The 26,095-nt window shown below is 68.1% G+C and carries 23 protein-coding genes and 1 tRNA gene; 6 read left to right on the top strand and 18 right to left on the bottom strand.

Annotation, left to right across the window (positions count from 1 at the left end; genetic code table 11):
• Positions 1-198: 198 nt before the first annotated feature.
• Complete coding sequence (locus dqs_RS19400) at positions 199-1,893, top strand: ATP-binding protein (protein ID WP_065341467.1); 1,695 nt, start codon at positions 199-201, stop codon at positions 1,891-1,893.
• 19 nt (positions 1,894-1,912) lie between these two features.
• Here dqs_RS19400 and dqs_RS19395 read toward each other — a convergent pair whose 3' ends face one another.
• The 5 genes from dqs_RS19395 to dqs_RS19375 all read right to left on the bottom strand — a co-directional run bounded on the left by dqs_RS19395 (position 1,913) and on the right by dqs_RS19375 (position 6,671).
• Positions 1,913-2,503, bottom strand: a complete 591-nt coding sequence (locus dqs_RS19395; protein ID WP_065341466.1) for a glutathione peroxidase — start codon at positions 2,501-2,503, stop codon at positions 1,913-1,915.
• 81 nt (positions 2,504-2,584) lie between these two features.
• Positions 2,585-2,929, bottom strand: coding sequence for a HigA family addiction module antitoxin (locus dqs_RS19390; RefSeq protein WP_084018713.1), 345 nt, complete (start codon positions 2,927-2,929; stop codon positions 2,585-2,587).
• Between the two features lie 8 nt (positions 2,930-2,937).
• On the bottom strand, positions 2,938-3,645 hold the full coding sequence (gene cybH / locus dqs_RS19385; protein WP_065341465.1) for a Ni/Fe-hydrogenase, b-type cytochrome subunit: 708 nt from the start codon (positions 3,643-3,645) through the stop codon (positions 2,938-2,940).
• Positions 3,646-3,789: 144 nt separating this feature from the next.
• Positions 3,790-5,580, bottom strand: a complete 1,791-nt coding sequence (locus tag dqs_RS19380; protein ID WP_041644081.1) for a nickel-dependent hydrogenase large subunit — start codon at positions 5,578-5,580, stop codon at positions 3,790-3,792.
• Between the two features lie 2 nt (positions 5,581-5,582).
• On the bottom strand, positions 5,583-6,671 hold the full coding sequence (locus dqs_RS19375) for a hydrogenase small subunit (RefSeq protein WP_011767508.1): 1,089 nt from the start codon (positions 6,669-6,671) through the stop codon (positions 5,583-5,585).
• A 516-nt stretch (positions 6,672-7,187) separates the two neighbouring features.
• Here dqs_RS19375 and dqs_RS19370 point away from each other — a divergent pair.
• On the top strand, positions 7,188-7,517 hold the full coding sequence (locus dqs_RS19370; RefSeq protein ID WP_041642890.1) for a hypothetical protein: 330 nt from the start codon (positions 7,188-7,190) through the stop codon (positions 7,515-7,517).
• 23 nt (positions 7,518-7,540) lie between these two features.
• Here dqs_RS19370 and dqs_RS19365 read toward each other — a convergent pair whose 3' ends face one another.
• From dqs_RS19365 to dqs_RS19330, 8 genes are all read right to left on the bottom strand, one after another.
• On the bottom strand, positions 7,541-8,497 hold the full coding sequence (locus dqs_RS19365; RefSeq protein ID WP_065341463.1) for a hypothetical protein: 957 nt from the start codon (positions 8,495-8,497) through the stop codon (positions 7,541-7,543).
• Between the two features lie 145 nt (positions 8,498-8,642).
• Positions 8,643-8,717, bottom strand: a tRNA-Gly gene (locus dqs_RS19360).
• A gap of 74 nt (positions 8,718-8,791) precedes the next feature.
• On the bottom strand, positions 8,792-10,522 hold the full coding sequence (gene ptsP / locus dqs_RS19355) for a phosphoenolpyruvate--protein phosphotransferase (RefSeq protein WP_011767504.1): 1,731 nt from the start codon (positions 10,520-10,522) through the stop codon (positions 8,792-8,794).
• Positions 10,523-10,525: 3 nt separating this feature from the next.
• Positions 10,526-10,795: an HPr family phosphocarrier protein gene (locus tag dqs_RS19350; protein ID WP_011767503.1), complete on the bottom strand. Its 270-nt coding sequence runs from the start codon at positions 10,793-10,795 to the stop codon at positions 10,526-10,528.
• An 11-nt stretch (positions 10,796-10,806) separates the two neighbouring features.
• Entirely contained in the window at positions 10,807-11,190 is a 384-nt protein-coding gene (locus dqs_RS19345; RefSeq protein ID WP_011767502.1) for a PTS sugar transporter subunit IIA, read from the bottom strand.
• Between the two features lie 170 nt (positions 11,191-11,360).
• Entirely contained in the window at positions 11,361-12,986 is a 1,626-nt protein-coding gene (locus tag dqs_RS19340; protein ID WP_011767501.1) for an ABC-F family ATPase, read from the bottom strand.
• Between the two features lie 87 nt (positions 12,987-13,073).
• Positions 13,074-13,565 carry a GNAT family N-acetyltransferase gene (locus tag dqs_RS19335; protein WP_065341462.1) on the bottom strand — a complete coding sequence of 164 codons (492 nt, stop codon included), beginning with the start codon at positions 13,563-13,565 and terminating at the stop codon, positions 13,074-13,076.
• 3 nt (positions 13,566-13,568) lie between these two features.
• A complete protein-coding gene (locus dqs_RS19330) occupies positions 13,569-14,966 on the bottom strand; it encodes a diguanylate cyclase (RefSeq protein ID WP_041644077.1) in 1,398 nt (465 codons plus the stop codon).
• Positions 14,967-15,089: 123 nt separating this feature from the next.
• Between dqs_RS19330 and dqs_RS19325 the strand changes: the two genes are divergently transcribed.
• Positions 15,090-15,680 carry a DUF3592 domain-containing protein gene (locus dqs_RS19325; protein ID WP_011767498.1) on the top strand — a complete coding sequence of 197 codons (591 nt, stop codon included), beginning with the start codon at positions 15,090-15,092 and terminating at the stop codon, positions 15,678-15,680.
• On the opposite strand, the gene trhP is transcribed toward dqs_RS19325, so the two are convergent.
• Entirely contained in the window at positions 15,677-17,065 is a 1,389-nt protein-coding gene (gene trhP / locus dqs_RS19320; RefSeq protein ID WP_179948001.1) for a prephenate-dependent tRNA uridine(34) hydroxylase TrhP, read from the bottom strand. The two genes, dqs_RS19325 and trhP, sit on opposite strands and share 4 nt — an antisense overlap.
• 231 nt (positions 17,066-17,296) lie before the next feature.
• Here trhP and dqs_RS19315 point away from each other — a divergent pair, with 231 nt between their 5' ends.
• Positions 17,297-18,793, top strand: a complete 1,497-nt coding sequence (locus tag dqs_RS19315) for a protein kinase domain-containing protein (RefSeq protein WP_065341461.1) — start codon at positions 17,297-17,299, stop codon at positions 18,791-18,793.
• Positions 18,786-19,961 (top strand): OmpA family protein, encoded by a 1,176-nt coding sequence (locus dqs_RS19310; protein ID WP_041644073.1) that lies wholly within the window; start codon positions 18,786-18,788, stop codon positions 19,959-19,961. Before dqs_RS19315 ends, dqs_RS19310 begins: the two co-directional genes overlap by 8 nt.
• A 7-nt stretch (positions 19,962-19,968) precedes the next feature.
• Here dqs_RS19310 and dqs_RS19305 read toward each other — a convergent pair whose 3' ends face one another.
• The 4 genes from dqs_RS19305 to dqs_RS19290 form a co-directional block, all read right to left on the bottom strand.
• Positions 19,969-21,252, bottom strand: coding sequence for a TIGR03862 family flavoprotein (locus dqs_RS19305; RefSeq protein ID WP_065341460.1), 1,284 nt, complete (start codon positions 21,250-21,252; stop codon positions 19,969-19,971).
• 71 nt (positions 21,253-21,323) lie between these two features.
• A complete protein-coding gene (locus dqs_RS19300) occupies positions 21,324-21,746 on the bottom strand; it encodes an acyl-CoA thioesterase (RefSeq protein ID WP_011767493.1) in 423 nt (140 codons plus the stop codon).
• 120 nt (positions 21,747-21,866) lie between these two features.
• Complete coding sequence (lysM, locus tag dqs_RS19295; protein ID WP_011767492.1) at positions 21,867-22,361, bottom strand: peptidoglycan-binding protein LysM; 495 nt, start codon at positions 22,359-22,361, stop codon at positions 21,867-21,869.
• Between the two features lie 173 nt (positions 22,362-22,534).
• Complete coding sequence (locus tag dqs_RS19290) at positions 22,535-23,821, bottom strand: amidohydrolase family protein (RefSeq protein WP_065341459.1); 1,287 nt, start codon at positions 23,819-23,821, stop codon at positions 22,535-22,537.
• A gap of 154 nt (positions 23,822-23,975) precedes the next feature.
• On the opposite strand from dqs_RS19290, the gene katE reads away from it, so the two are divergent.
• Complete coding sequence (katE, locus tag dqs_RS19285) at positions 23,976-26,090, top strand: catalase (RefSeq protein WP_065341458.1); 2,115 nt, start codon at positions 23,976-23,978, stop codon at positions 26,088-26,090.
• The last annotated feature ends 5 nt before the right edge of the window (positions 26,091-26,095 follow it).

Below are 26,095 nucleotides of genomic sequence, written 5' to 3'. Positions count from 1 at the left end.
GTCCAGAGGCCGGCCGTTTGACGCGAATCGTCCACGCACGCTGTGCGGCTTGCGACAAGCGCATCGTCATTTTCGCGCCGCCTTGTTCCAAGGTATTGATTGAAAAGGCGCTTCAGGCCGGTTCGGTGACTGGCACCAATTCTGCTGCAGTGCCGCGGTACGCGCCGCGACGGCGCTCCCGGCGATCTGGAGGAAGCGGTGAAGCTGCAAATCGAACGCAATCACGTCGAGGCCATGGTCAAGGCCTTTCCGCGCCTGGCCTATCTGCAGGACCAACTGAAGCTGGGCAGCCGGGCCGAAGTGCCCTTTGCCCAACTCGAACACGCCGAGGTGCGCTTCCTCGGCGATCTGTACGGTGCCGGCGGACCTACCCAGCGCGCCCGAGCCGCCCAGCTGGAAACCCTGCAACAGGCTTTCAACGACGAAGGTTTCCGCTTCGAGGATGACGACCTCGAAAAGGTGGTGCCGGAAATCATCCGCTACCTCGCCGCCGGGGCCATCCGCGGCTGGCTGTTCACCGCCGCGCTGACCGGCAAGCCGCTGGCCTGGGCGGTGACGCGCATCGATTACACCCCGCCGGGCGGAGAAGAAAGCGCCAAGGTGCTGGTGGAACTCAAGTCCAACGCCAAGGCCAAGCTCGCCACCGCCAACATCCGCATCAACCCGAGCGACATCCCGGGGCGCACGATCTCCGAAGTCTTCGCCACCAAGGGCTATGTGCGCGAGACGCCGGCGCTGATTGCCGCCTACGACGAAGGCGCGACGCGCTATTTCGACTGGCGGGCGCGCAACGGCGAGCAGTTTTCCGGCACCGGCGTGGGCTATTACGCCGAAAACCCCACCGCGACGCACCGCGACACCGATTGGTCGCGCAAGGACGTGATCGTGCTGTCCTCGGGCGGTGGCAAGGCGCGCCTGGTGAACGACGAGAGCATCCTCGCCGACCGGGCGCTGACGCTGGATGCGCCCGGCGACATCCTGGAACGCTACCTGCGGCGCGCCTCCAAGAACGGCGACTTCAAGGTCGAGGCCGAGGTGCAGGCGATCCAGGAAACCCTGCCCAAGGGCGTGTTCACCCAGCTACCGGTGCATTTCTACATCCTGATGTTCCATCTGGACCTGCACCACTACGTATGGGTGCATGTGGATGACCTCGAGCCCTATGCCTACGCCCCGGCGCTGAAGGAAAAGCTGATCCTGCCGGAGGAGCAGACCGACCTGATCGACATCCTGACGGCCGAGATGGACGTGCTGATGGACGACATCGTCGCCGGCAAGTCGGGCGGCACCACGGTGCTGTGCGCCGGCCCTCCGGGGGTGGGCAAGACGCTGACCGCCGAGGTGTATTCGGAAATCATCCGCCGACCGCTGTACCGGGTGCATTCCGGCCAGCTCGGCCTCAACGTCGCGGCGATGGAAACGGCGTTGAAGGAAGTGCTGACGCGCGCGCAGCGCTGGGGCGCGGTGATGCTGATCGACGAAGCCGATGTGTACATCAAGCGCCGCGACGACAACATCTCGATGAACGCGGTGGTCGGGGTGTTCCTGCGCGTGCTGGAGTACTTCAACGGCCTGCTGTTCCTCACCACCAACCGGGTCGATGACATCGACGAGGCCATCGTCTCGCGCTGCATCGCGCTGATCCGCTACGAGCAGCCGGACGCCGAGGCGCGCGCGCGGATCTGGCAGGTGATGGCCGAGCAGTTCGGGCTCGCGCTCGACGACGCGCTCGTCGCCCGCCTGGTGGCGCGCTACCCGCAGGCCTCGGGGCGCGACATCAAGGGCCTGGCCAAGCTGGTGGCGAAGTACTGCGGGCGCAAGGCGGTGCCGCCGGATATGGCGGCCTTCGACCGCTGCGCGATGTTCCGTGCGCTGACGCCAGCCGAAGCCTGAACGGTGGCGAAGCCGGCGCTCAGCGAGCGCCGGCAATCGCGCGTTCGAGCGCGGCGACTACCTCGGGGGCGTCCGGCTTGACCGCGCTCTCGAAGCTGGCCACCACCTTGCCCTGGCGGTCGACCACGTACTTATAGAAATTCCAGCGCGGCGCCTGCGACTGGCGCGCGAGTTCGCGGAACAGCGGATGCGCGTCGCCGCCGCGCACGTGGATGGGCGCGAACATGTCGAAGGTGACGCCGAAGTTCACGAAGCAGACGTTGGCGGCCTTGGCTTCGTTGTCGGCTTCCTGGTTGAAGTCATCCGACGAGAAGCCGAGCACCTTCAGCCCCTGCGCACGGTAGCGCTGGTGGATGGCTTCCAGTTCCTTGAACTGGCCGGTGTAGCCGCAATGGCTGGCGGTGTTGACGATGAGCAGCGGCTGGCCGGCATAGCGTTCGCGCAGGTTGAGCGTTTCGGCCCCGTGCAGGCGGCGGAAGCTGTGGTCGAGCAGCGGGCTGGCAGGTGCGGCGGCTTGCGTCGCGGCCGGTACGGGCGCCTCGCTGGCGGCGTACACAACGGCCGCGGTGGCGAGGGCGAGCAAGGTCAGGGCAAGGGCGGTAGTGCGCATTGCGGTTCTCCGGCACCGCCGCAGGGGCGGCGGTATGTGACGGAGACTGGCGGGGCGTGGCGGAAGTTCGTGCGGCGCGCTTCACCCGGCGCTGCGCATCGCCTCGAAGGTATCCCACTCGGCTTGCAGCGCGGTCCAGAAGCGCGGATCGGTGCCGAAGAAGCGGCCCAGCCGTACCGCGGTGTCGGGCGATATCGCGCGCCGGCCGCGGACCAGTTCGTTCACCCGGCGGCGCGAGATGCCCAGTGCGCGTGCCAGCGCATCCTGCGAAATCGCCGCCGGAATCAGGAAGCGGGTTTCGAGGAAGTGGCCGGGGTGGATCGGATGGCGGGTGCCGGCGGGCAGGGCGTGGGCGGCAGCCCGAAGCGACGCCGGCCGCCCTTCCGCGGTGGCGGAAGGTGCGGCCGGCGGATGCGGCGCGGTCATGCGCAGGCTCAGTCCTTGAACATCCGCCAGCCGCTGATCATGGTGCTGATCAGGCTCTGGCGGCTCATGATGTCCTCGCGGATCGCGGCATACACATGGACGATCACGAAGCACAGCGTGACCCACATGCCGAGCCGGTGCAGGCTGTGCACCTGCATGCTGTTGCTGCCGAGCACGCCGATCACCCAGCCGAACATCGTGTCCGCCCAGCTGCCGACGCCCAGGCCTTCGCCGTACAGCGCGAAGCCGGTGAGGATCATGTACACCGCGCCCACCGTGAAGAACAGGAACATCATCAGCTGCGCCAGCGGGTTGTGGCCGATGTACTTGTTGGGCTCCTTCACCATGAACAGATACCAGCGCAGTTCGTAGAACACCTCGCCCCACCATTTGCCGTCGAAAATCGGCAGCAGGAAGATCTGGCGGGCGTGGTGGTTGCCGACGATGGCCCAGTAGATGCGGCCGAGGAAGCCGATCGCGAACACATAGGCGGCGGAGAAGTGCAGGAAGCGGATCCAGCCCATCAGGTACTGCGCGCTGGTGTCGCCGGACAGTGCCGGCAGCGGTTTGCCGATGAAGTAGCCGGTGATCGCAAGCACGGTGATCGCGAGCGCGTTCACCCAGTGCCACAGGCGCAGCGGCGCTTCGTACACATACACCGCCTTCACCATGCGCGCACTGCGCTCGGCTTCGAATGCGTCTTGTTGAGCAAGCATTTGTCTTACCTCCGTAGCGGCGGAAGAAAACGGCTAAAAAAGGAGGCGAGGGGGCCGGGGGCCGCAGGCGGCCCATGAGGCTTGGGGAGGGAGGGTGCTCCGCCTGTCGTGAGGGGTGCGCCCGACCGGTCCTCGCCCCGTCAATCAGCGCACTTTCACCTGGGCCATCTCCTGTCCGTCGGGGCTCATCACGTGGGTGGAGCAGGCCAGGCACGGGTCGAACGAGTGCAGCGTGCGCAGGATCTCCAGCGGTTCGTCGGCCTTGGCCACCGGGGTGTTCATCAGGCTGGCCTCGAAGGCGCCGATCTGGCCCTTGTGGTCGCGCGGGCTGCCGTTCCAGGTGGTGGGCACCACGGCCTGGTAGTTGTCGATCTTGCCGTCCTTGATCTTGATCCAGTGGCCCAGCGCGCCGCGCGGCGCCTCGGTGAAGCCCACGCCCTTGACCTCCTTCGGCCAGGTGCTCGGATCCCACTTCTCGACGTTGGCGGTGGCGGTGTCGCCGGCCTTGATGTTGGCGATCAGCTTGTCGTAGAAATAGGCCATCTTGTGCGCCGCCCACGATGCCTCAAGGCCGCGCGCCGCGGTGCGGCCCAGCGTCGAGAAGATCGCCTGCAGCGGCAGGCCGAGGTCCTTCAGCAGCTTGTCGACCGGCTCCTTGAATTCCGGATTGCCCTGCACGTAGCCGATCACGTACCGCGCCAGCGGGCCGACTTCCATCGCGTGGCCGCGCCAGCGCGGCGACTTGATCCAGGAGTACTTGCCTTCCTCGTCGAAGGACTGGACGTTGGTCTTGGTGCCCTTGGTGTTCTTGCCGAGCACGAAGTTGGGTTCGGTGACGCCGTCCCAAGGGTGCAGGCCCTTGGTTTCGTCGGCGTACTTGTACCAGGAGTGGGAGACGAACTCCTGGATCTCCTCCGGATCGCGCAGGTCCACCTCGTGGATCTTGCTGAGGTCGCCGTTGATGATGGCGCCGCGCGGCAGCAGCAGGTTGCCGGCGCCGTAGTCGTTGGCGCGGTCCGGGATGTCACCGTAGGACAGCAGCGACAGCGACGAGATGCCGCCGCCGTAGGTCCAGTCCTTGTAGAAGCTGGCGATGGCGACGAGGTCGGGGATATAGACCTGGTCGATGAACTCGATCGAGCGGTCGATGATGCTCTTGACCAGGTTCAGCCGTTCCATGTTGACCGCGCCCACGGCGCCCACGCCGTCGAGGTTGATCGCGCACGGCATGCCGCCCACCAGCCAGTTCGGGTGCGGGTTCTTGCCGCCGAAGATGGTGTGGATCTTGACGATGTCCTTCTGGAAGTCGAGCGCTTCCAGGTAGTGCGTCACCGCCATCAGGTTGGCTTCGGGCGGCAGCTTGTAGGCGGGGTTGCCCCAGTAGCCGTTCATGAAGGGGCCGAGCTGGCCGGATTCGACGAACTTCTTCAGCCGGTTCTGGATGTCGCGGAAGTAACCGGGCGAAGAGTTCGGCCAGCTCGAGATGCTCTGCGCGAGTTCGGAGGTCTTCTTGGGGTCGGCCTTCAGCGCGCTGACCACGTCCACCCAGTCGAGCGCGTGCAGGTGGTAGAAGTGCACCAGGTGGTCATGCACCTGCAGCGTGAGCTGCATCAGGTTGCGGATGGAGTTGGCGTTTTCCGGGATGTCGATGCCGAGCGCGTCTTCCACCGCGCGCACGCTGGTCAGCGCATGGGTGCCGGTGCACACGCCGCAGATGCGTTCGGTGAAGGCCCAGGCGTCGCGCGGGTCGCGGCCCTTGAGGATGACTTCGAGGCCGCGCCACATGGTGCCGGTGGACACGGCGTTGCGGATCACGTTGTTGCTGTCGAGGTTCACCTCGACGCGCATGTGGCCTTCGATACGGGTGACCGGATCGACGACGACGCGCTTGCCGGTGTTGTCGAGCTTGAAGCCCTGAGTTTCGTACACGCCCATGTTCATTCTTCCCCTTGCTTCACGTCGATGCCGGTCTTGCTGCGCGCGCGTGCCAGCGCGGTGACCGCAGCATGCGCGGCCACGCTCGCGCCGACCACGCCGGCGGCGGTGGCGCCGACCTTGTCGGCGTTGGCTTCGATGCCGAATTGTTTGATGTCGGTGACGCGGTCGTAGAAGCTGCCCTTGTCCCAGAAGCCGTCTTCCGAGCAGCCGATGCAGCCGTGGCCGGACTGCACCGGCCAGGACACGCCTTCGTTCCAGCGCACGGTGGAGCAGGCGTTATAGGTGGTGGGGCCCTTGCAGCCCATCTTGTACAGGCAGTAGCCCTTGCGCGACCCCTCGTCGTCCCAGGCTTCGGCGAACTGGCCGGCGTCGAAGTGCGGGCGGCGGTAGCATTTGTCGTGGATGCGCTGGCCGTAGAACATCTTCGGCCGGCCCATGCGGTCCAGTTCGGGCAGCTTGTCGAAGGTCAGCATGTAGGTGACCACCGCGGTCATCACCTCGGCGATCGGCGGGCAGCCGGGCACCTTGACGATGGGCTTGTCGGTGATGACCTTGTGCACCGGCGTCGCGCGGGTCGGGTTGGGCTTGGCGGCCTGCACGCAACCCCAGGACGCACAGGAACCCCAGGAGATGATCGCCTTGCAGTCGGCGGCGGTCTCGCGCAGCTTTTCCACGAACGGGCGGCCGCCCTGGATCGCGAACATGCCATCTTCGTTGAGCGGCGGGTTGCCTTCCACCGCGAGGATGTAGTTGCCTTTGTACTTCTTGCGGATCTCGTCGAGGATCGCCTCGGCCTGGTGGCCGGCGGCGGCCATCAGGGTGTCGTCGTAGTCGAGCGACAGCATCGACAGCACCACGTCCTTGGTCAGCGGATGCGCCGAGCGGATGAAGGATTCCGAGCAGCAGGTGCATTCCAGCCCGTGCAGCCACAGCACCGGGGTGCGCGGCTTGGTTTCGAGCGCGTGGGCGATCTGCGGCGCGGCGGCGGAGCCCAGCCCGAGCGAGGTGGCGGTGAGGCTGCAGAATTTCAGGAAGCTGCGCCGCGTGATGCCCTGGCGGCGCAGTACGTCGTAAAAGGTTTCGGTCATTGTTTTGTACCCCCCTGCATTCGTAGGTCCGCCGCTTCGTTGCGGCGGGCGTGGTGGCGACAACAACAAGTTCCGTGCCAGCGGGTCGGAATGACCTAAGGCGATGTTTTCTATGACCTACAGCCTAGGGTGCGGCGCGCCGCTGCAAAGTCGATTTCCGCCTGTGCTGCGGAGTGGAAACATTGAAGCCGGTGCAGGCGCCGCACGCGGGGCGGCAAAGCCAAGGCTGAGCGGACTCTCGCGAGGCGTGAACTACACTTCATATGTGCCGTCGGCAATTGCGCGGCGCGCCGTTGCGACAGCCCGCGCTGAGGCGCGGGACGGACTGCGCAGCGGCTGTTGGAGACGGGTCGAGAAGGTCGCAGGGACGGGAGGCGGCTCCGGACGGAGCCGCGGCGGCGAGGCTGGTGCGTTCCGCGCCAGCCCGGTCTGCTGTAAGACCGCGGCCCAGTGCCCGTGATGCGGCGCGACGGCGGTTCTGCGTCGGGTCGCGATACCCCTTACAGGAGAGCGATGATGAAACGTCTAATTCAGCGAAGTCTGTCCCTGGCAGCCGCCGGTTTGCTGCTTGGCCTCGGCGCGCCGGCGATCGCCGGCCAGGACGGGATGCACGGCATGGATCGCACCGAGCGTTTGAACCGGACGACCGAGTTGTCGGGCGAATTGCGCTACAGCGTCTATGACCTCAACCGCCAGCATCAGGAAGCGGCGCGGATGACCGGTCAGATGGGGCAGGCGGGGCGCGCCGGTCCGGAAGAAATTCCCGGCGGGCGGCTCCATCAGCTCTATATGGGCGACACCCGCAACAGCATCTACGACGAGCAGCACGAGCGCAAAACCTGGTAAGGCGCAGCGCCCATCCGCCGCGATCAGCGCTGGGCCAGCGACGCGGCGGATGCGGCCAGCAGCGGTGCGGGCGCGGTGTTGAACAGGGCCATGATTTCGCTGACGGTAGCGCGGTGTTGCTCGGGGCAGTTGTCGCGCCACGACGTCAGATAGGCCGCGAAGCTCCGACCCTGCACATCATCGTCCAGGTTCAGGAAGCCGATCGCGCCGATGCCGCCGGGGGCGTGCTCGAACACCCGCAGCAGGCGGTTGGCGACCACCTCGTTCATGTCGCGCTGGTAAGGGTCCGATTCAAGCGCCGCACGGTGGGCCGAAAACCAGTCCGCCAGGCCGGTTCCATCCCCCAGCCGCCGGTGCGGTTCGTTCTGGAGATAATCCGACAGCGCGCGCAGCGTGTCGCCGTAGCCGGCAAAGCGGGGCGAAGGCGGCCGTTCGGTCCACTCCGCGGCCAGCGCGTTCAGCGTGTGGAGCGCCACGGCTTCGCACACGCTTTCCTCGAACCATTGATTACGGTGGTCGACAGCACCCACGGTATGGGTCTTTCTGTCGAAGTTCGAGTACACATGACAGAGTTCGTGGGAAAACTGATAGACGAATTGATGCCAGCGGCTGTGCCGGGCACTCAACTGGATGATGTAGGCGCCGTCCTCGCCGCGGTCGTACAGGGCGAGCGGGTTGCCCTCGCCCGGCACCACCTGCACGCTGGGCGGCTCACGGTCGGGGAAGTGCTTCCCCACCGAGCGCGCGACCGCGTCCAGCACCAGTCGAAGTTCGTCCACCGTGGTGCTGCCCCATCCGGCGCTGGCCAGCCGCAGTTGCGGCATGCGGCTGGGGCCGAGGTCGGCGTGCGCCCGCACCGGTTTCACGGCAAACACCAGCGCCGCCAGCGTGAGCATGTAGCAGAAGCGCAGCAGGGCAAGGCGCAAGCGGGTGTCGAGCGTGGCCACTTGGCCGCAGGACTTGAGAGGGTGCCGCATCATGGGGCTCCGCCGATGTGTTGGTGGGGCTGCCATACACGGATTCCGGACAGGCTGGGGTCCGGGAGGTCATACGGCAATAGTGATAGTTTTTACAGCGTCGGGACGTGGCTGTAAAGAGCAGGGGGTCACACCGCGGTAATCGTTGTGGAGCGGGCGAAGGGAGTCGAACCCTCGTCATCAGCTTGGGAAGCTGAGGTAATAGCCGTTATACGACGCCCGCTCGGGGCCGCGGCGGAACCGCCGCGCAGGAAGGACGCCATTCTAGTGGCGCGGCGATGCCGATGCAACGCCGTGCTAGCCGGCCAGGCGCTCCACCGCTTCACGCACGCGCGCCTGCTCGTCCATCTTCAGGATCCGCTGCACGCGCGGCGCCAGCTCCCCCAGGTCGGCCCGCAGCACCTGTTGCTTGATCTCGAGGATGTGGCCGGGGTGCATCGAGAAGTTGCGCAGCCCCATGCCCAGCAGCAGCAAGGTGTAGGCGGGGTCGCCCGCCATCTCGCCGCACACCGACACCGGCAGGCCGTAGCGGGCGCCGGCCTGGATGGTGGCGCCGATCAGCTTGAGCACGGCCGGATGGAGCGGGTCGTAGAGATGGACGACGGCCTCGTCCGAGCGGTCGATGGCGAGCGTGTACTGGATAAGGTCGTTGGTGCCGATCGACAGGAAGGACAGCCGGCGGATGAACATGCCGAGTGCGAGTGCCGCCGCCGGCACTTCGATCATGCCGCCGATCGGAACCTGCTCGTCGAACTTGATGCGCTCGGCGCGCAGCTCGGCCTTGGCCTTGTCGATCAGCGTCAGCGTCTGGTCGATCTCGTGCGCATGGGCGAGCATCGGCACCATGATCTGCAGCCGGCCGTGCACCGAGGCGCGCAGCAGGGCGCGCAGCTGGGTGAGGAACATCTTGGGCTCGGCAAGCGAGTAGCGCACCGCGCGCAGGCCGAGCGCCGGATTGGGTTCGAAGCGGGAGTGGGCGCCGTTGAGCGCCTTGTCCGCGCCGACGTCGAAGGTGCGGATGGTCACCGGCTTGCCGGGAACCGCCTTCAGCACGGTGCGGTAGGCCTCGTACTGCTCGTCTTCGTCGGGCAGCGTGTCGCGCCCGATGAAGAGGAATTCGGTGCGGTACAGCCCCACGCCGTCGGCGTTCGAGGCCTTGACCTGGGCGACGTCCTTCGGCCCTTCGATGTTGGCGAGCAGGTGGATGGTCTCGCCATCCAGCGTGGTGGCCGGGGTGTCGCGCAGGCGCTTGAGCTTGGAGCGTTCGAGTTCCAGCTCGGCGCGCCGCAGCCGGTATTCCTCGATGATGCTGTCGTCGGGCGCGACGATGATCACCCCGCGCGTGCCGTCGACGATCAGCAGTTCGTCGTCTTCGACCAGGTCGCGGATGTGGTGCAGGCCCACCACCGCGGGGATGGCGAGGCTGCGCGCGACGATCGCGGTGTGGCTGGTGGGGCCGCCGACGTCGGTGACGAAGCCGGCGATGTTGTGGTCGCGAAAGCCGATGGTGTCGGCGGGCGACAGGTCGTGCGCGACGACGATGGTGCCCAGTCCGTCGCGCCGGCGAGGCGGCAAGTGACCCGGATGGCCGAGCAGCACCTTGACGAGGCGTTCGACCACCTGCACGACGTCGGCCTGACGTTCGCGCAGATAGGGGTCCTCGATCTGGCGGAACTGTGCCACGACCAGCTCCATCTGCTGCACCAGCGCCCACTCGGCGTTGCAGCCGCGCGATTCGATCAGCGCGCGCGCGGCGTCGATCAGCATCGGGTCGGCCAGCATCATCAGCTGCAGGTCGACGAAGGCGCCGACCTCGCTGTGCGCCTGGCCGCCGGTGGCCGCTGCCTTGAGTCCGATCAGCTCGCCCTGGACGGTCGCGACCGCGTCGTCCAGGCGTGCGGTTTCATCGGCGAGATGGCGCTGCGCGACGTGGTAGTGGTTGACCTCGAGCAGCGCATGCGAGACCAGATGCACATGTCCGATCGCGATGCCCTGCGACACCGGCAGGCCGTGCAGCGTAAACGGCATGCCTCATTCCCCTTCGCCGAACTTGTCGGCGATCAGCGCCAGCAGCGCCTCCAAGGCCGCGTCGGCGTCGGAGCCGGCGGTTTCCACGGTGACCGTGGCGCCGCGCGCCGCGGCCAGCATCATCACCCCCATGATGCTTTTCGCATTGACCCGGCGGCCGTTGCGTTCCAGCCAGACTTCGGCCGGAAAGCTGCTGGCGAGCTGGGTGAGCTTGGCCGATGCGCGCGCGTGCAGGCCCAGCTTGTTGACGATTTGCGCTTCCGCTCTTGGCATTGCCGTAACTCTTATTTGATGTGGATGACCCCGTCGCAGCCACCCGATACCGCGCGCTGGACGAGCGTGTTCATGTCCTTCTCGCGGTAGGTCAGCACCCGCAGCAACATCGGGAGATTGACCCCTGCGATGACTTCGACCCTGCCGGGCTCGATCAGCTTGGCGGCGACGTTGGACGGGGTGGCTCCGAAGATGTCCGTGAGCACGACGACGCCCTCGCCCGAATCCGTCAACGCCAGCACGCGGCGCGCCACCGGAAGCAGGTCGAGCGGATCGTCCTGCGCGGTGACGCCCAGCTGCATGATCTGCGCCGGTCTTTTATTGAGCACGTGGCACGCACACTGGATGAGGGCCTCGCCCAGTGTGCCGTGCGTGATGAGGAATATGCCGATCATGCCCTGCCCCGTGCTTTCGGCCGATTGTAGCCGATGCAGCGCCGCTGCTTCAGCGCGGGGGCGGGGTTTGCGGGGTATGGGGCCGATGAACGGCCGGCGAAGACGGACGCGCAGCACGCGCGTTCGGGGGAAGAGGGGGGCGGGGCGCTGGACGCAGCCCCGCCGGGGGTTTATTCCAGACCCTGGCTGGCGAGGTATTCCTCGTAGGTGCCGCGGTAGTCGACGATGCGGCCGTCGAGCTTGATCTCGATGATGCGGGTGGCAAGCGAGGACACGAACTCGCGGTCGTGCGACACGAAGATCAGGGTGCCGCTGAACTTGTCGAGCCCGGTGTTGAGCGACTCGATCGATTCCATGTCGAGGTGGTTGGTCGGCTCGTCCATCAGCAGCACGTTGGGGCGCGACAGCATCAGCTTGCCGAACAGCATGCGGCCCTGTTCGCCGCCGGAAATCACCTTGACCGATTTCTTGACGTCGTCGCCGGAGAACAGCAACCGGCCCAGCGTGCCGCGCAGCAGGGTTTCGTTGTCCTCGCCGGTGGCGGCTGCGGTGATGCGCGAGTAGTCGGCGATCCATTCGGTCAGGCTGACATCTTCGGCAAAGTCGGCCGAGTGGTCCTGCGCGTAGTAGCCGGTCTTGGCCTTTTCCGCCCACTTCACCGCGCCCTTCTGCGGCGTCAGCTCGCCCACCAGCAGCTTCAGCAGCGTGGTCTTGCCGACGCCGTTCTCACCGATGATCGCCACCTTCTCGCCCGCTTCGATCGCGATCGAGAACTTGTTGATCAGCGGCTTTTCCATGCCCTCGTAGGCGAAGCTGATGGTGTCGACCTCGCACGCGAGGCGGTGCAGCTTGTCCTTCTCGTCGTAGTCGAAGCGGATCCACGGATACTGGCGGCTGGAGGGCTTCACGTCCTCGGGCTTGAGCTTGTCGATCAGCTTCAGGCGGCTGGTGGCCTGCTTGGCCTTGGACTTGTTGGCCGAGAAGCGGCGCACGAACTCCTGCAGCTCGGAGATCTTTTCCTTGGCCCGGGCGTTGGCGGCGGACTGGCGTTCGCGCGCCATCGTCGACGCTTCCATGTAGTCGTCGTAGTTGCCCGGGTAGATGGTGATGGTGCCGTAGTCCAGGTCGGCCATGTGGGTGCAGACCTGGTTCAGGAAGTGGCGGTCGTGGGAGATGATCACCATCGTGCAGTCGCGGTTGTTGAGCACGTCCTCCAGCCAGCGGATGGTGTTGATGTCGAGGTTGTTGGTCGGCTCGTCGAGCAGCAGGATGTCCGGATTCGCGAACAGCGCCTGGCACAGCAGCACCCGCAGCTTCCAGCCGGGGGCGACGTTCTTCATCGGGCCGTCGTGCAACTCGCTGCCGATGCCCACGCCCAGCAGCAGTTCGCCCGCGCGCGCCTCGGCGGTGTAGCCGTCGTATTCGCCGACCTTGCCTTCGAGTTCGGCCGCGTGCATGTAGTCGTCTTCGGTGGCTTCAGGATTGGCGTAGATCGCGTCGCGTTCCTTGATCGCCGCCCACAGTTCCTCGTGGCCCATCATCACCACGTCGAGCACGCGCATCTCTTCATACGCGAACTGGTCCTGGCGCAAGTAGGCCATGCGCTCGTGCGGATCCTTGGACACGTTGCCGGCGGACGATTCGAGGATCCCGCACAGGATCTTCATGAAGGTCGATTTGCCGGCGCCGTTGGCGCCGATCAGGCCATAGCGGTTGCCGTCGCCGAACTTGACGGAGACGTTCTCGAACAGGGGCTTGGCCCCGAACTGTTGGGTAATGTTGGCTGCGACGAGCACTGGAAATCCTGTTTTTCAGACAAAACAATGGCTTGCATTATAGCGCAATGCCCGGCGGGGTGTCCCCGCGGATTGCCGCAGGGTGGGCTACAGCCACTTCTGCAGGAACAGCGCCTGACCGGCGGCGGGGTCCAGCACGTAGGGGCGAAAGCCGGCGCGGTCGTAGGCGGCCAGCGCCGTGCGGTTGTTGGACAGCACTTCCAGCGTGAGCTTGCAGCAACCGCGCTGCCGCGCCGCGTCCTCCGCCGCCGCCAGCAGGGCCTGGCCCACGCCGCGGCCGCGCCAGTCGGCGTGGACGACGATGTCGTGCACATTGAGCAGCGGCTGCGCGGCGAAGGTGGAGAAGCCTTCGAAGCAGTTGATCAGCCCGCAGGCGCGCGCGCCGTCATAAGCGAGGAAACCGACGAAGCCCGGGCGCCCGCGCAGACGGTCGACCAGTTGGGCGCGAGGCTGCGCGGCGAGCGGCTTGCCGCCGCCCATCGGGTCGCACGCGTAGTGATCGAGCAGCGCCAGGAAGGCGTCGGCGTGGCCGGGGTCGTCAAGGCGCAGTGCTTCAATGCGGATGGATGGGGTGGGCATTGTTCAGGCGTCCGTGGCGAACTCGCAGCGGTTGCGGCCGCCGGTCTTGGCGCGGTAGAGCGCGTCGTCGGCCTGGTTGATCAGGCGCTGGTAGTCCGGGTGGCCGTCGTGCAGCGCCACGCCGACGCTGGCGGTGACCTGAAGCTGCCGGCTGTCGGGCAGCAGGAAGGTTTCCTGCTGCACCCGCTGGCGGATCTTCTCGGCGACGCGGGCCGCGTGCTGGCGGTCCACCTCGACCAGCAGCACGAGGAACTCCTCGCCACCGTAGCGGAACACGAAGTCGCCCGAACGCACGGTGTTGAGCAACAGGCTGGCGATCTGCTGCAGCACGCGGTCGCCGGCGTCGTGACCGTGGACGTCGTTGATCTGCTTGAAGTGGTCGACATCGACCAGCAGCAGTGCGAAGGACTTGTGCTGGTTGCGCGCAATCTCGGTCTCGCGCGTCAGGATCGCCGGCAGGAAGCGGCGGTTGAGCAGCTGGGTGAGCGCGTCCTTGCCCGACTCCAGATCGACGAAGCGTTCGAACATCGCGCCGATCAGGAACTTGAGCTGGCCGAGTTCGGACTGCACCGCCTTGATCAGCCGCCGGCTCTCGCCGCGCTCGTCCAGGCTTTCCATCTGCTGCCGGCACAGCGGGATCAGATCGCGGTCGAGCCGGCGCATGCCTTCGCGTATCGACGGCAGCTCGGCCGAGCCCTCGAACACCGCCACCGCCTTGTGTTGCAGCCACAGGCCGAATGCGGAATCGCTGATCAGCGGCAGTTCGTCGCCGCTCTGGCCGGCCATCATCGCCTGCAGGAAGCGGTTCTCCCAGTCGAGCAGCGAGGCGCGCTGGCGTTCGCGTTCCAGCGACATGTTCTGGCCGTAGGAGAACACCCGGTAGGCCTCGTCGATGCGCGTGGCGCGTTCATGCGAGGCGACATAGGCCGAACTCATGACCTCGAAGGCGAGGTCGATCAGGTTGTCCACGTACAGCACCGCCTGCACCAGCGCGGCGCGGTCGAGCCCGCTCGCCGGCAGCCGGGCGGCGATCTCGCCCTTCAGCACGCGGGCGCCGCGCGCGACGAGGTTCACCGGCAGATCGACGCGCGAATGCACTTCGCCGACATGGCGCTGGAGCGCCATCGCGGCGGCGAAGGCGGCGTGGTCCGCGCACGAGAACAGGGTTTCCATCCAGCGCTGCATCGAGAACCGCAGGCGCTGGTGCACCGCTTCGTGGGAAAGAAACGGCCGGGCGTCGCCGTCGGCCATCATGCGGGCGTAGAAGGCGTCCGCCATCGCCGCGCGATGTTCGAGCACGACGTCGCGGACCGCTTCGCGCAGCGAGGGGGAAACGGCGTCGAACAGCTTCAACCAGTCGGATTCGATGGTTTCGTGCGAGAAATGACCGGCGGAGGACATCGCGGAAAACCGTGCGGGAAAGAGGCGCATTGTGCCACGCGTCGCGACTTGTAACAGGGCGCCGGCTTCTCGGCCGGCTCCCGCTACGCATAGAATGGAAACAAACGTCCTGCAGGATTCGCGATGCGTGGCCCGTCACTCAGGCAGTACCTGCTCGAAGCGCTCCTGCGCGCCGCCGTGCCGCTGGTGGGCGTCAGCTTGCTGGTGGCCGGGGTGCTCGGGGTCGTCAGCTTCGGCGTGCTGCCGATGGTCGATGCGATGCGCAGCCGTCAGTGGCTGCCGGTGGAGGCCAGGCTGGAATGGGTCCGGGCCGAACCCGCCGCGCCCATGCGTATCCGTCCCTTGCCGGCGATCCGGGTCAGCTACCAGTACAGCTACGGCGGCGCCGATTACGTCGGTCGGCGCACCGATCTCCATCACGGTCTGAATACCCCGGCGGCGGTCGCGCGCCGGCTGAGCGAAGTACGGGAAAGCGAGCCGCTGGTCGCGTGGGTCAACCCGGCGGCACCCGAGCAGGCGATGCTCGACCGCTCCATCCATGTTGCCGTGGTGGTGCTGGCGCTGCCGTCGGCGCTGCTGGCGCTGGTGGGCGGACTGGCCGTGTTTCTCGGCATGGTGGCGTGGAACGACTGGCGCCTGCCGCGCACGCTGGCGCGGCCCGACAGCCTGCCACCGCCGGCCACGCAGCGCCCGCTGGAGCCGCCGCGTTACTAGATGAAGCGCGCGATGTAGCAGGGCGCGTCGGCGCGGGCAGCGGCCGGCAACGGCAGCCACACGCGCCGCCCGCTGCCCGGCACCCGCTCCACCGGGGTGCTGTCGGCCTGCTCGATGCGGGTCGCGACCGCCACGTGATTGCCGCCCGGCTGGATGAATTCGAGCCGGTCGCCGACGCCGAACGCGTTCTTCACCTCCACTTCAGCCAGTCCGCGGGCCGCGTCAAAGCCGATCACTTCCCCCACCAGCAGGCTGCGGCCGGATTCCGAATGGCCGCGCAGGTAGTTCTGATGCTCGGGCGTGTGATGGCGCTGGTAAAAGCCGTCGGTATAGCCCCGGTTGGCCAGCCCTTCCAGCTCACCGAGCAGCGCGAGGTCGAACGGGCGGCCGGCCGCCGCGTCGTCGATCGCGCGGCGGTAGCCCTGGCTGGTGCGGGCGACGTAGTAGGGGCTCTTGGTGCGGCCTTCGATCTTCAGCGAATCGACGCCGATCTCGACCAACCGCTGCACATGCTCGACCGCGCGCAAGTCGCGCGAGTTGAGGATGTAGGTGCCGTGCTCGTCTTCCTCGATCGGCATCAGTTCGCCCGGCCGCGTGCCTTCCTCCAGCAGCCACACCTTGCTGCCCTCGCCGTGGCGCGCGCCGCCGCCGAGCGCGGTGCCGACGGTGCCGAAATCGGTCGGGTTGCCGATGGGCGTCTGGCCGCAGGCGTGCACGTCGCCGGCGGCGTCTTCCGCGGTGGCGTGCAGCTTGTAGTCCCAGCGGCAGGAGTTGGTGCAGGTGCCCTGGTTGGGGTCGCGGTGGTTGAAGTAGCCGGACAGCAGGCAGCGGCCCGAATAGGCGATGCACAGCGCGCCGTGCACGAAGACTTCCAGCTCCATCTCGGGGCAAGCGTCGCGGATTTCCGCGACTTCGTCGAGCGACAGCTCGCGCGACAGGATGATGCGCTTGACCCCCACCGACTGCCAGAAGCGCACCGAGGCGTAGTTGGTGGTGTTGGCCTGCACCGACAGGTGGATGTCCATCTCCGGCCAGCGTTCGCGCACCATCATCATCAGCCCGGGGTCGGCCATGATCAGCGCGTCCGGCCGCATCGCGATCACCGGCGCCATGTCCTCGGCGAAGGTGCGGACCTTGGCGTTGTGCGGGTAGATGTTGGCGACCAAGTAGAAGGCCTTGCCGGCGGCGTGTGCCTCGTCGATGCCGGCGGCGAGCGCCTCCAGCTTGCCGAAGCTGTTGTTGCGCACCCGCAGCGAGTAGCGCGGCTGGCCGGCATACACCGCGTCGGCGCCGAAGGCGAACGCGGTGCGCATCATTTCGAGCGAGCCGGCCGGGGCGAGAAGCTCGGGCGGGCGGCGGACTGCGGCAGGAGGACGGGACATCATCGGCACGGCGGACAAAACCGCATTCTACGCGGGCGCAACGGTGCTTCACGGCAGCCCGGCCGGCCGTTACGCACGGCTGTCGGCGGTCGAGGCGGAAATTCGCCACGGTGACCATGACATTCGCAGGTCTCCCGGTGGTCAAGGCAGGGCAAATCCGCTATAAGTTGCCCGCTTGTGGCGGGCGCCCGGCGGGCGCATCCGATAAAGGCAGGGGAGCGGTTCGAGCCGGGCATGAAAGAGGTCATCGGTAACTTCAAGATACTCGCCAAGGTCGGCGAAGGCGGCATGGGCAACGTGTTCCGCGGTCGCGACCTGATGCTCGAGCGCGACGTGGCGATCAAGTCGCTGCGGCCCGAGCTGGCCTGCTACCCCGAGGTCGTCGAACGCTTCCGCACCGAGGCGATCGCGCTCGCGCGCCTGCAGCATCAGAACATCGCCAACGTCTTCAGCTTCTTTGCAGAAGACGGGCAGTACTACATGGTGATGGAGTTCGTCGATGGCGAGCCGCTCAACCGCCTGGCCCGCCGCCGCGGTGCGCTGCCGTGGCGCGAGGCGGTGGCGCTGGTGGTGCAAGCCCTGTACGGGCTGGAGCACGCCCACCACGCCGGTGTCGTGCACCGCGACATCAAGCCGTCGAACATGATCGTCACCGCCGACGGCACGCTCAAGCTGATGGACTTCGGCATCGCCCGCATCCTTGAGAAGGTCGGCCTGACGCGCACCGGCTGCGTGGTTGGCACGCTGCTCTATGTGTCGCCCGAGCAGGCGCGTGGCGGCGACATCGACGCGCGTTCCGATCTCTATTCGATGGCGGTGGTGCTGTACGAACTGCTGACCGGGCGCGCGCCCTTCGACAGCCCGAGCGAGTTCGAGCTGATGCGCGCCCACATCGAACTCCCGCCGCCGCCGCCGTCCGGCCTGGTGAGCGGGCTGCCGCCGGGCCTGGAGGCGGTGATCCTGCGTGCGCTCGCCAAGGATCCGGCCGACCGCTTCCAGCACGCGGAAGCCTTCCGCAGCGAACTGGAACACCTGCTTGCCGCCGGCGCCGACAGCGACCGCACCGTGCTGCTCGACCTGCCCAACCTGCCGCCCGCCGCGAAGGCCGCCGTGGCCGCCACGCTGGGCGGCACGCGCGCGGTCAGCCCTGCGCCGACGCCACCCGCGCCCGTGACCGCGCCGAAGCGCGCTCTGGCGCCGCTGCTGGCTGGCGCCGGTCTGGTGCTGGTGTTGATCGTCGGCGCGGTCGCGTGGCTGGCCCTCCGCCCCGCGGGCGAGCCCACCGCCCCGCAGCAGACCGCGGCCCCGGTTCCGCCGGCCCCGGTGCCTGCCTCCACTCCAGCCCCGGCGGTGCCGCCCGCTACCGACACCGTGGCCATCCCGGCGCCGCTCCCCGCAGCGCAGCCCGACGCGGCGCCCGCCGAGTCCGCCCCGGTCGTGGTGGAGCGCGCGCCGCCGCCTGCGCCGGTGGCGGCCGATGCCCCGGCGCCTGCCGCAGGGCCCAGCCCCGCGGTGGCGGCCCGGCCCGCGCCGGAGCGCGCGGTGCGCAGCGAGCCGGCCAAGCCGGTCCGCGCAGAACGCAGCACACCGGCCCCGGCCCCGCAGCCGGTGGCCAAGGCCGCGGCGCCTCGCCAAGACGGGCGCTGCGCACGACTGATCCAGCAACTGAGTCTCGGCGAACGTCTGGCCGAGGCGGACCTGAGCTACCTGAGGGCGAACTGTGGTGATTGAATCCTGGCGCAACTGGCGGGCAGTGCTGCTGCTCGCATCCTTCGTCGCGGTCCTGTCGGCGTGCAAGACCGCGCCGCCGCGCGAAGTGACGGAAGACCTCGATCTCGAATCGGCGGTCACGGTCGTGGTCGATGAACTCGTGCGCCAGGCCGGACCGTCCATCCTCGACCGCCTGGTTGCGCGCCAGGTCGCGATCGACCCCTTCCTCGACGGCGAGACCGGGCAGCAGACGGTGACCGCGAAGAAGGCCGAGGAACTGCTGCTGGCCCAGCTCAGCACGCGCAAGTCGCACCTGAAGGTGCTGCCCTTCCGCGGCGAGGAGGTCAGCAAGGCCGAATACCTGATCACCGGTTCGATCAAGCGCACCGCCAATCGCGGCTACGTGCTCACCTCCTCGCTGACCGACCGCCGCGTCGGCCTGGTGATCGCGCAATCGGCCGTGCCGGTGCAGCGCGCCGCGGTGGACCAGACGCCGACGCGCTTCTTCGCCGAAAGCCCGTCGATGGTGAAGGACCGTGTCACCGAGGGCTACCTGAAGACCGCCGAAACCCCGGCGGGCGGCAATGCCGACCCGGTCTACCTCGGCTCGGTGTCCACCGCCGCGGTGCTTGCCGAGGCGCTGGAGGCCTACAACGCGGAGCAATGGGAGAAGGCGCTGACCTACTACACCGAGGCCGCCAGCCGCCCGGACGGCGCGCAGCTGCGCGTGTTCAACGGCATCTACCTCGCCAACGTCCAGCTCGGCCGGCATGAAGCGGCGGAACAGGCCTTCGGGCGCATCGTCGCGCTCGGGCTGGCGACCGACAACCTCGCGGTGCGCATCCTGTTCAACCCGGGCAGCACGGATTTCTGGCGCGACCAGCGCGTGAGCGGGGCGTATCCGATGTGGATCCGCCAGATCGCGCGCGAAACCCAGGCCGGCGGCTACTGCCTCACCATCGTTGGCCATACCAGTCGCACCGGGGCGGAAAACGTCAACGCGCGGCTGTCGCTGGCGCGCGCGCGGGTGATGCGCGACCTGCTGCTGCGCGAAGTGCCGGCGCTGTCGACCGCGCTGCGCATCGACGGCAAGGGTTCGTCGCAGAACATCGTCGGGTCCGGCACCGACGACGTGCGCGACTCGCTCGACCGCCGGGTCGAATTCCGCGCGGTCAGCTGCAACGGCTGAAGCGGATTCAGGCGGGGGGGCGACGGTCCGCCAGCCAGGCTGCCGCGGCGTGGCCGGCGCGGTAGCCGGTGGCGAAGCAGGCGGTGAGCAGGTAGCCGCCGGTCGGCGCCTCCCAGTCCAGCATTTCCCCGGCGCAGAACACGCCGGGGTGTGATTTCAGCATCAGGCCGTCGTTGAGCGCGCCGAATTCCACCCCGCCGGCGACGCTGATCGCCTCGTCCAGCGGCCGCGTCGCCACCAGGCGCAGCGGCAGCGCCTTGATCGCCGCGGCGAGCCGCGCCGGATCGGCGAAGTCCTCCGCCGTCGCCAGCTCGCGCAGCAGCCCCGCCTTCAACCCCTTGATTCCCGCCTGGCCCTGCAGATGGCTCGCCATCGAGCGGTGGCCGCGCGGCCGCGCGAGTTCGGTGCGCAGCCGCTCCAGGCTGCGGCCGGGGGCGAGATCGAGATGGACTGTGGCCTCGCCGCGCGCGGCGATGGTGTCGCGCAGCGGAGCGGACAGCGCGTAGATCAGGCTGCCTTCGACCCCCTCGGCGCTGATGACGAATTCGCCCGCGCGCTCGTGGCGGCTGCCGTCGGCCGCGGTGAAGGCCAGGTGCACCGCTTTCAGCGGTTCGCCGGCATAACGTTCGCGGAAATGCGGGCTCCAGCCTTGGCCCTCGGCGCCGCGGGCGCCGACCTCGAAGCCGCAGTTGGCGGGGCGCAGCTCGGCCACGGCGACGCCCGCGTCGCGCAGCAGGCCGACCCAGGCGCCGTCGGCGCCGAACTTCGCCCAGCTGCCGCCGCCCAGCGCCAGCACCACCGCGTCGGCCTTCACACGGTGTTCGCCTTCGGGGTTGCGAAAGCGCAGCGCGCCGTCTTCCGCCCAGCCCAGCCAGCGCTCGCGCACCGCGAAGCGCACGCCGGCCGCGCGCAGCCGCGCCAGCCACGCGCGCAGCAGCGGCGCCGCCTTCATCTCGGCCGGAAAGACGCGGCCGGAGCTGCCGACGAAGGTCTGCGCGCCGAGCGCATCGGCCCATGCCCGCAGCGCGTCGGCGCCAAACTCGGCGAGCAGCGGCGCGAGCGTGTCGCGGCGCTGGCCGTAACGGCCGAGAAAGGCCTCGGTTGGCTCGGAATGGGTGAGGTTGAGTCCGCCGCGGCCGGCGAGCAGGAACTTGCGCCCGACCGAGGGCATGGCCTCATGGACGGTGACCTCGGCGCCGGCGGCGGCCAGCACCTCGGCGGCGATCAGGCCGGCGGGGCCGCCGCCGATGACGCTGACACGCGCGGCGGTCGGGCTCGGGTGATCGGCCATGGAAAGGTCATCCTGTCGGGCAATGCGGGAGGGGGCGGCATTGTACGGCGGCGCGGCCGCCGCGCGCCCGCTTAGCTGAAGCGGGCGCGAAAGGCCGCCGGCACCTCGGCGATCGCGCGCTTGCCGTAGTCGAAGAACACGATGCCGCTCTTGCCGCGCGCCACCTCGCGGCCACTGGCCTGGTCGCACATGCGCCAGATCAGGTCGCAGCCGTAGCGGTTGAAATCCTCCGCGGCCATGTCGACCACCATGGTTTCGCCATGGAAGGCTTCCGAGCGGTACTGCACGGCGGCGTCGGCGAGCACGATGCCCAGCCCTTCGACATCCAGCTCGGTGTAGCCGAGCGACTGGAAGTAGCGCGACCGCGCCTCGCTGACCAGCGTGAGCAGCAGCGCGTTGTCGAGGTGGCCGCCATAGTTGATCTGACTGAGGTAGATCGGCAGCGCGGTGGAAAAGGCGAAGTGGTCGGGCAGCTCGATCTTGATGCGGGCCATGGCGGGTCGGGGTGGGGTCGGGATGGGGTCGGGAAGGGGGTCAAGGTTAGCGCCCGCAACCGCGGCCTACAAGCCGCGATTCCCGCCGCATATGCGCAGGGGAATCGCGGCGCCGCGCCGTCAGGCCGCGGGCGGGATGCGCAACACCTGGCCCGGGTAGATCTTGTCCGGATGGGAGAGCATCGGCCGGTTGGCCTCGAAGATCTTCTGGTACTTGTTGGCATCGCCGTAGTGCTTCTTGGAGATCGCCGACAGCGTGTCGCCGCGTGCCACGGTGTAGAAGGTGGCCGCCGGCTCGCTCTGGCTGACGGTGAGCTTGTCGTCCACCTGGTTCACCCCCTGCACGTTGCCGGCCGCCAGCACGATGCGCTCTCGGCTGGCCTGGTCGGGCGCGGTGCCGGCCACGGTGACGGTGCCGGAGGCGCCGTCGAAGCTCACCGTCAGATCGGGCGGCGCCAGTTGCAGCGTCGAGATGTAGTGCTTGATCGCGTCGGCGGCCTTGGTATTGGCCGCGGCGACCTTGTCGCCGTCCGCCGGGCTGGCGTCCTGCGCCTTGGCTTCGCCGGTCCCGAAGAGCTTTTCACCGGCTTCCTTGATGAACGAGATGAGGCTCATGCGTTTCTCCCTGTGCGATGAAGGTCGGAGTCGGGCGCGCGCCCTGTCCCCGGTTCAGGTTAGTCCAGCACCGCGCCCGCTGCGGACAACGCGGCGCTGACGGAAGCGCAGCAAACCCGGCGCCCGCCTGCCGAGCCGGCAATCAAACTGGCGGCGCCGGGGTTTCCGCCCGCTCAATCGCTGCGTGGCGGCAGCTGCCAAGTGGTCGTCGACGGCCGCCCGGGCAGGTCCAGCGTGGCCACCGCCGCCGGCGTGCGTGCGACGACGCGCCCGCCGCGCACCACCGCCAGGCGGGTGGCGCGCAGCCGGATCGCCTCGATCGGGTCGCGCGCCTGCAGCAGTACCAGGTCGGCGCGGCAGCCCGGCGTCAGGCCGTAGCCTTCCAGGCCGAGGATGGCTGCAGGGGTTTCGGTGACGGCGCGGAAGCAGGCGTGCATCGCCGCCTGTCCGGTCATCTGCGCCACATGCAGGCCCATGTGCGCCACTTCCAGCATGTCGCCGCTGCCCAGGCTGTACCAGGGGTCCATCACGCAGTCGTGACCGAACGCGACCGGAATGCCGGCGGCGAGCAGTTCGGGCACCCGCGTCATGCCGCGGCGCTTGGGGTAGCTGTCGTGGCGGCCCTGCAGCGTGATGTTGATCAGCGGGTTGGCGACGGCGGCGACGCCGGCTTCCGCCATCAGCGGCAGCAGCTTGGAGACGTAGTAGTTGTCCATCGAGTGCATGGAGGTGAGGTGCGAGCCGGTGACGCGGCCCTGCAGCCCCAGGCGCTGGGCGTGAAAGGCCAGCGTCTCGATGTGGCGCGAGTGCGGGTCGTCGGATTCGTCGCAGTGCATGTCCACCCGCAGCCCGCGGCGGGCGGCGAGTTCGCACAGGATGCGCACCGATTCGGCGCCGTCGGCCATGGTGCGCTCGAAGTGCGGGATGCCGCCGACCACCTCCACGCCCATCTCCAGCGCGCGCTCCAGGTTGGCAAGCGCGCCGGGGCTGCGCAGCACGCCGTCCTGCGGGAAGGCGACCAGCTGCAGGTCCAGCCAGGGCTTCACCGTCTCCTTCACGTGCAGCAGCGCCTCCACCGCCAACAGCCGCGGATCGCACACGTCGACATGGCTGCGGATCGCCAGCAGGCCCTTGGCCACCGCCCAGTCGCAGTAGGCGAGCGCGCGCTCCACCAGCGCCTCCTGCGTGAGCTGGGGCTTGAGTTCGCCCCACAGCGCGATGCCTTCGAGCAGGGTGCCGGAGGCATTCACCCGCGGCAGGCCGTAGGACAGGGTGGCGTCCATGTGGAAGTGGGCGTCGACGAAGGGCGGGCTGACGAGCTGGCCTGCGGCGTCCAGGGTCTGGGCCGCATTGGCGGAGAGGGCCGGCTCGACGGCGACGATGCGGCCACCGGCGATGCCGATGTCGAGACCTTGGCGGCCGTCGGACAGGGTGCAGTTGCGTAGCACGAGATCGAGCATGGGAACTCCGGACAGGATGTGCAGCGCCTGGGGGTTTTTAACCCGCCGCGCGGCGGCGCGCAAACCGCTGTGCGACAGGAACACCGGTTGCAGGAGCGCCGCTTTGCGAGGCGCGCGCCAGGGCGCGGTGGCCACCGGACGACAGGAGACGGAGATGGGCAAACCCGGGAACGATGAAGAAGCACAGGGCCGTGCGCGGCTGCACGACGAAGAAGTGGGCCGTGGCCCGGGAGGCGAGACGCACCAGGTGGCGGGCGGCGAGGTGCCGGTGCTGACCACCCAGCAAGGGGTGCCGGTGGCCGACGACCAGAACTCGCTGAAGGCCGGTGCGCGCGGGCCGACGCTGCTGGAAGATTTTCACTTCCGCGAGAAACTTTTCCACTTCGACCACGAGCGCATCCCCGAGCGCGTGGTCCATGCGCGCGGCTATGGCGCGCACGGCTATTTCGAAACCTACGAGTCGCTTTCCGACCTCACCCGCGCGGATCTCTTCCAGCGCGCCGGGGAAAAGACGCCCGCCTTCGTGCGCTTTTCCACCGTCGCCGGCAACAAGGGCTCCGCCGACATGGTGCGCGACGTGCGCGGCTTCGCGGTGAAGCTCTACACCCGCGAAGGCAACTGGGACATCGTCGGCAACAACATCCCGGTGTTCTTCATCCAGGATGCGATCAAGTTTCCCGACGTGGTCCATGCGGTCAAGCAGGAGCCGGACCGCGACTTTCCGCAGGCGGCTTCCGCGCACGACAACTTCTGGGACTTCATCTCGCTGACGCCGGAATCCATGCACATGGTGATGTGGATCATGTCCGACCGCACCATCCCGCGCTCCTTCCGCTTCATGGAGGGCTTCGGGGTGCATACCTTCCGCCTGGTCGATGCCGAGGGCGGCTGGCGCTTCGTCAAGTTCCACTGGAAGCCCAAGCTCGGTCTGCAGTCGGTGGTGTGGAACGAGGCGGTGAAGATCAACGGCGCCGATCCCGACTTTCACCGCCGCGACCTGTGGAACGCGGTGCAGAGCGGCAACTTTCCGGAATGGGAGCTGGGCCTGCAGGTGTTCGACGAGGACTTCGCCAACAGCTTCGACTTCGACCTGCTCGACCCCACCAAGATCATCCCCGAGGAAGTCCTGCCGGTGCGCAAGGTGGGGCGGCTGGTGCTGGACCGCATGGTGGACAACTTCTTCGCGGAAACCGAACAGGTGGCGTTCTGCACCCAGAACATCGTGCCCGGCATCGACTTCAGCGAAGACCCGCTGCTGCAGGGGCGCAACTTCTCCTACCTCGACACCCAGCTGAAGCGGCTCGGCGGGCCCAACTTCACCCATCTGCCGATCAACGCGCCCAAGTGCCCCTTCCACCACTTCCAGCAGGACGGCCACATGGCCTTCTTCAATCCCAAGGGCCGGGCCAACTACGAGCCGAATTCCTGGGGCGGGGCCGAGGGCGGGCCGCGCGAGGCGCCGGACATCGGCTTCAAGAGCGCCCGCACCGACATCGCCGGCCCCAAGCTGCGCATCCGTTCCGATACCTTCGCCGACCACTACAGCCAGGCGCGCCAGTTCTACATCAGCCAGACCGAAGTGGAGCAGCGCCATCTCGCCGACGCGCTGGTCTTCGAGCTGAGCAAGGTCGAAACGCCGGTGATCCGCGAACGCATGGTGTCGCACCTGCTCAACATCGACGCCGCGCTCGCCGGCAAGGTCGCGGACGGCATCGGCCTCACCCAGATGCCGCAGGCCGCGACGCCGGCGCGCCCGCCGCGCACCGACCTGCCGCCTTCGCCGGCGCTCAGCATCCTGCAGAACGGTCCGCAGTCGTTCGCCGGGCGCAAGCTCGGCGTGCTGGTCACCGACGGTTGCGATGCGGCCCTGGTGGCCGCGTTGCGCAGCGCGGTGGAGGACGCCGGCGGCATGGTCGAGGTGGTGGCGCCGCGCGTCGGCGGCGTCACCGCGGACGACGGCCGCCTGCTGCCGGCCCACCACCAGCTCGACGGCGCCCCCTCGGTGCTGTTCGATGCGGTGGCGGTGCTGCCCTCGGCCGAAGGCGTCGCCGCGCTGGCCGACAAGCCGCAGGCGCGCGATTTCGTCGCCGATGCCTATGCGCACTACAAGTTCGTCGCCTACGTGTCGGCGGCGCGCAAGCTGTTCGACAAGGCCGGGCTGCCCGCCCAGCTGGACGGCGGCTTCGTTGCGCTGGACACCGGCTCGCCGCCCAGCGCCTTCCTGGCCGCGGCGGCGCCGCTGCGCTTCTGGGCCCGGCCGGGCGCCTGAGCGCG

This window comes from Azoarcus olearius, assembly GCF_001682385.1.
GTDB classification, from domain to species: domain Bacteria; phylum Pseudomonadota; class Gammaproteobacteria; order Burkholderiales; family Rhodocyclaceae; genus Azoarcus; species Azoarcus olearius.
Note: the sequence above shows the minus strand (reverse complement) of the source record. Positions and strands in the feature narration are given on the sequence as shown.

Bases quoted from the DNA above. Each gene is read 5' to 3' on its own strand.
- dqs_RS19335 (WP_065341462.1), bottom strand. From the start codon at position 13,565: ATGCCCACCCCATCCATCCGCATTGAAGCACTGCGCCTTGACGACCCC.
- dqs_RS19375 (WP_011767508.1), bottom strand. From the start codon at position 6,671: ATGACCGAAACCTTTTACGACGTACTGCGCCGCCAGGGCATCACGCGG.
- dqs_RS19290 (WP_065341459.1), bottom strand. From the start codon at position 23,821: ATGCTCGATCTCGTGCTACGCAACTGCACCCTGTCCGACGGCCGCCAA.
- dqs_RS19380 (WP_041644081.1), bottom strand. From the start codon at position 5,580: ATGGGCGTGTACGAAACTCAGGGCTTCAAGCTCGACAACACCGGCAAG.
- dqs_RS19330 (WP_041644077.1), bottom strand. From the start codon at position 14,966: ATGTCCTCCGCCGGTCATTTCTCGCACGAAACCATCGAATCCGACTGG.
- dqs_RS19390 (WP_084018713.1), bottom strand. From the start codon at position 2,929: ATGACCGCGCCGCATCCGCCGGCCGCACCTTCCGCCACCGCGGAAGGG.
- dqs_RS19365 (WP_065341463.1), bottom strand. From the start codon at position 8,497: ATGATGCGGCACCCTCTCAAGTCCTGCGGCCAAGTGGCCACGCTCGAC.
- trhP (WP_179948001.1), bottom strand. From the start codon at position 17,065: ATGATGTCCCGTCCTCCTGCCGCAGTCCGCCGCCCGCCCGAGCTTCTC.
- dqs_RS19395 (WP_065341466.1), bottom strand. From the start codon at position 2,503: ATGCGCACTACCGCCCTTGCCCTGACCTTGCTCGCCCTCGCCACCGCG.
- dqs_RS19345 (WP_011767502.1), bottom strand. From the start codon at position 11,190: ATGATCGGCATATTCCTCATCACGCACGGCACACTGGGCGAGGCCCTC.
- katE (WP_065341458.1), top strand. From the start codon at position 23,976: ATGGGCAAACCCGGGAACGATGAAGAAGCACAGGGCCGTGCGCGGCTG.
- dqs_RS19305 (WP_065341460.1), bottom strand. From the start codon at position 21,252: ATGGCCGATCACCCGAGCCCGACCGCCGCGCGTGTCAGCGTCATCGGC.
- dqs_RS19370 (WP_041642890.1), top strand. From the start codon at position 7,188: ATGAAACGTCTAATTCAGCGAAGTCTGTCCCTGGCAGCCGCCGGTTTG.
- cybH (WP_065341465.1), bottom strand. From the start codon at position 3,645: ATGCTTGCTCAACAAGACGCATTCGAAGCCGAGCGCAGTGCGCGCATG.
- dqs_RS19350 (WP_011767503.1), bottom strand. From the start codon at position 10,795: ATGCCAAGAGCGGAAGCGCAAATCGTCAACAAGCTGGGCCTGCACGCG.
- dqs_RS19315 (WP_065341461.1), top strand. From the start codon at position 17,297: ATGAAAGAGGTCATCGGTAACTTCAAGATACTCGCCAAGGTCGGCGAA.
- dqs_RS19300 (WP_011767493.1), bottom strand. From the start codon at position 21,746: ATGGCCCGCATCAAGATCGAGCTGCCCGACCACTTCGCCTTTTCCACC.
- ptsP (WP_011767504.1), bottom strand. From the start codon at position 10,522: ATGCCGTTTACGCTGCACGGCCTGCCGGTGTCGCAGGGCATCGCGATC.
- dqs_RS19325 (WP_011767498.1), top strand. From the start codon at position 15,090: ATGCGTGGCCCGTCACTCAGGCAGTACCTGCTCGAAGCGCTCCTGCGC.
- lysM (WP_011767492.1), bottom strand. From the start codon at position 22,361: ATGAGCCTCATCTCGTTCATCAAGGAAGCCGGTGAAAAGCTCTTCGGG.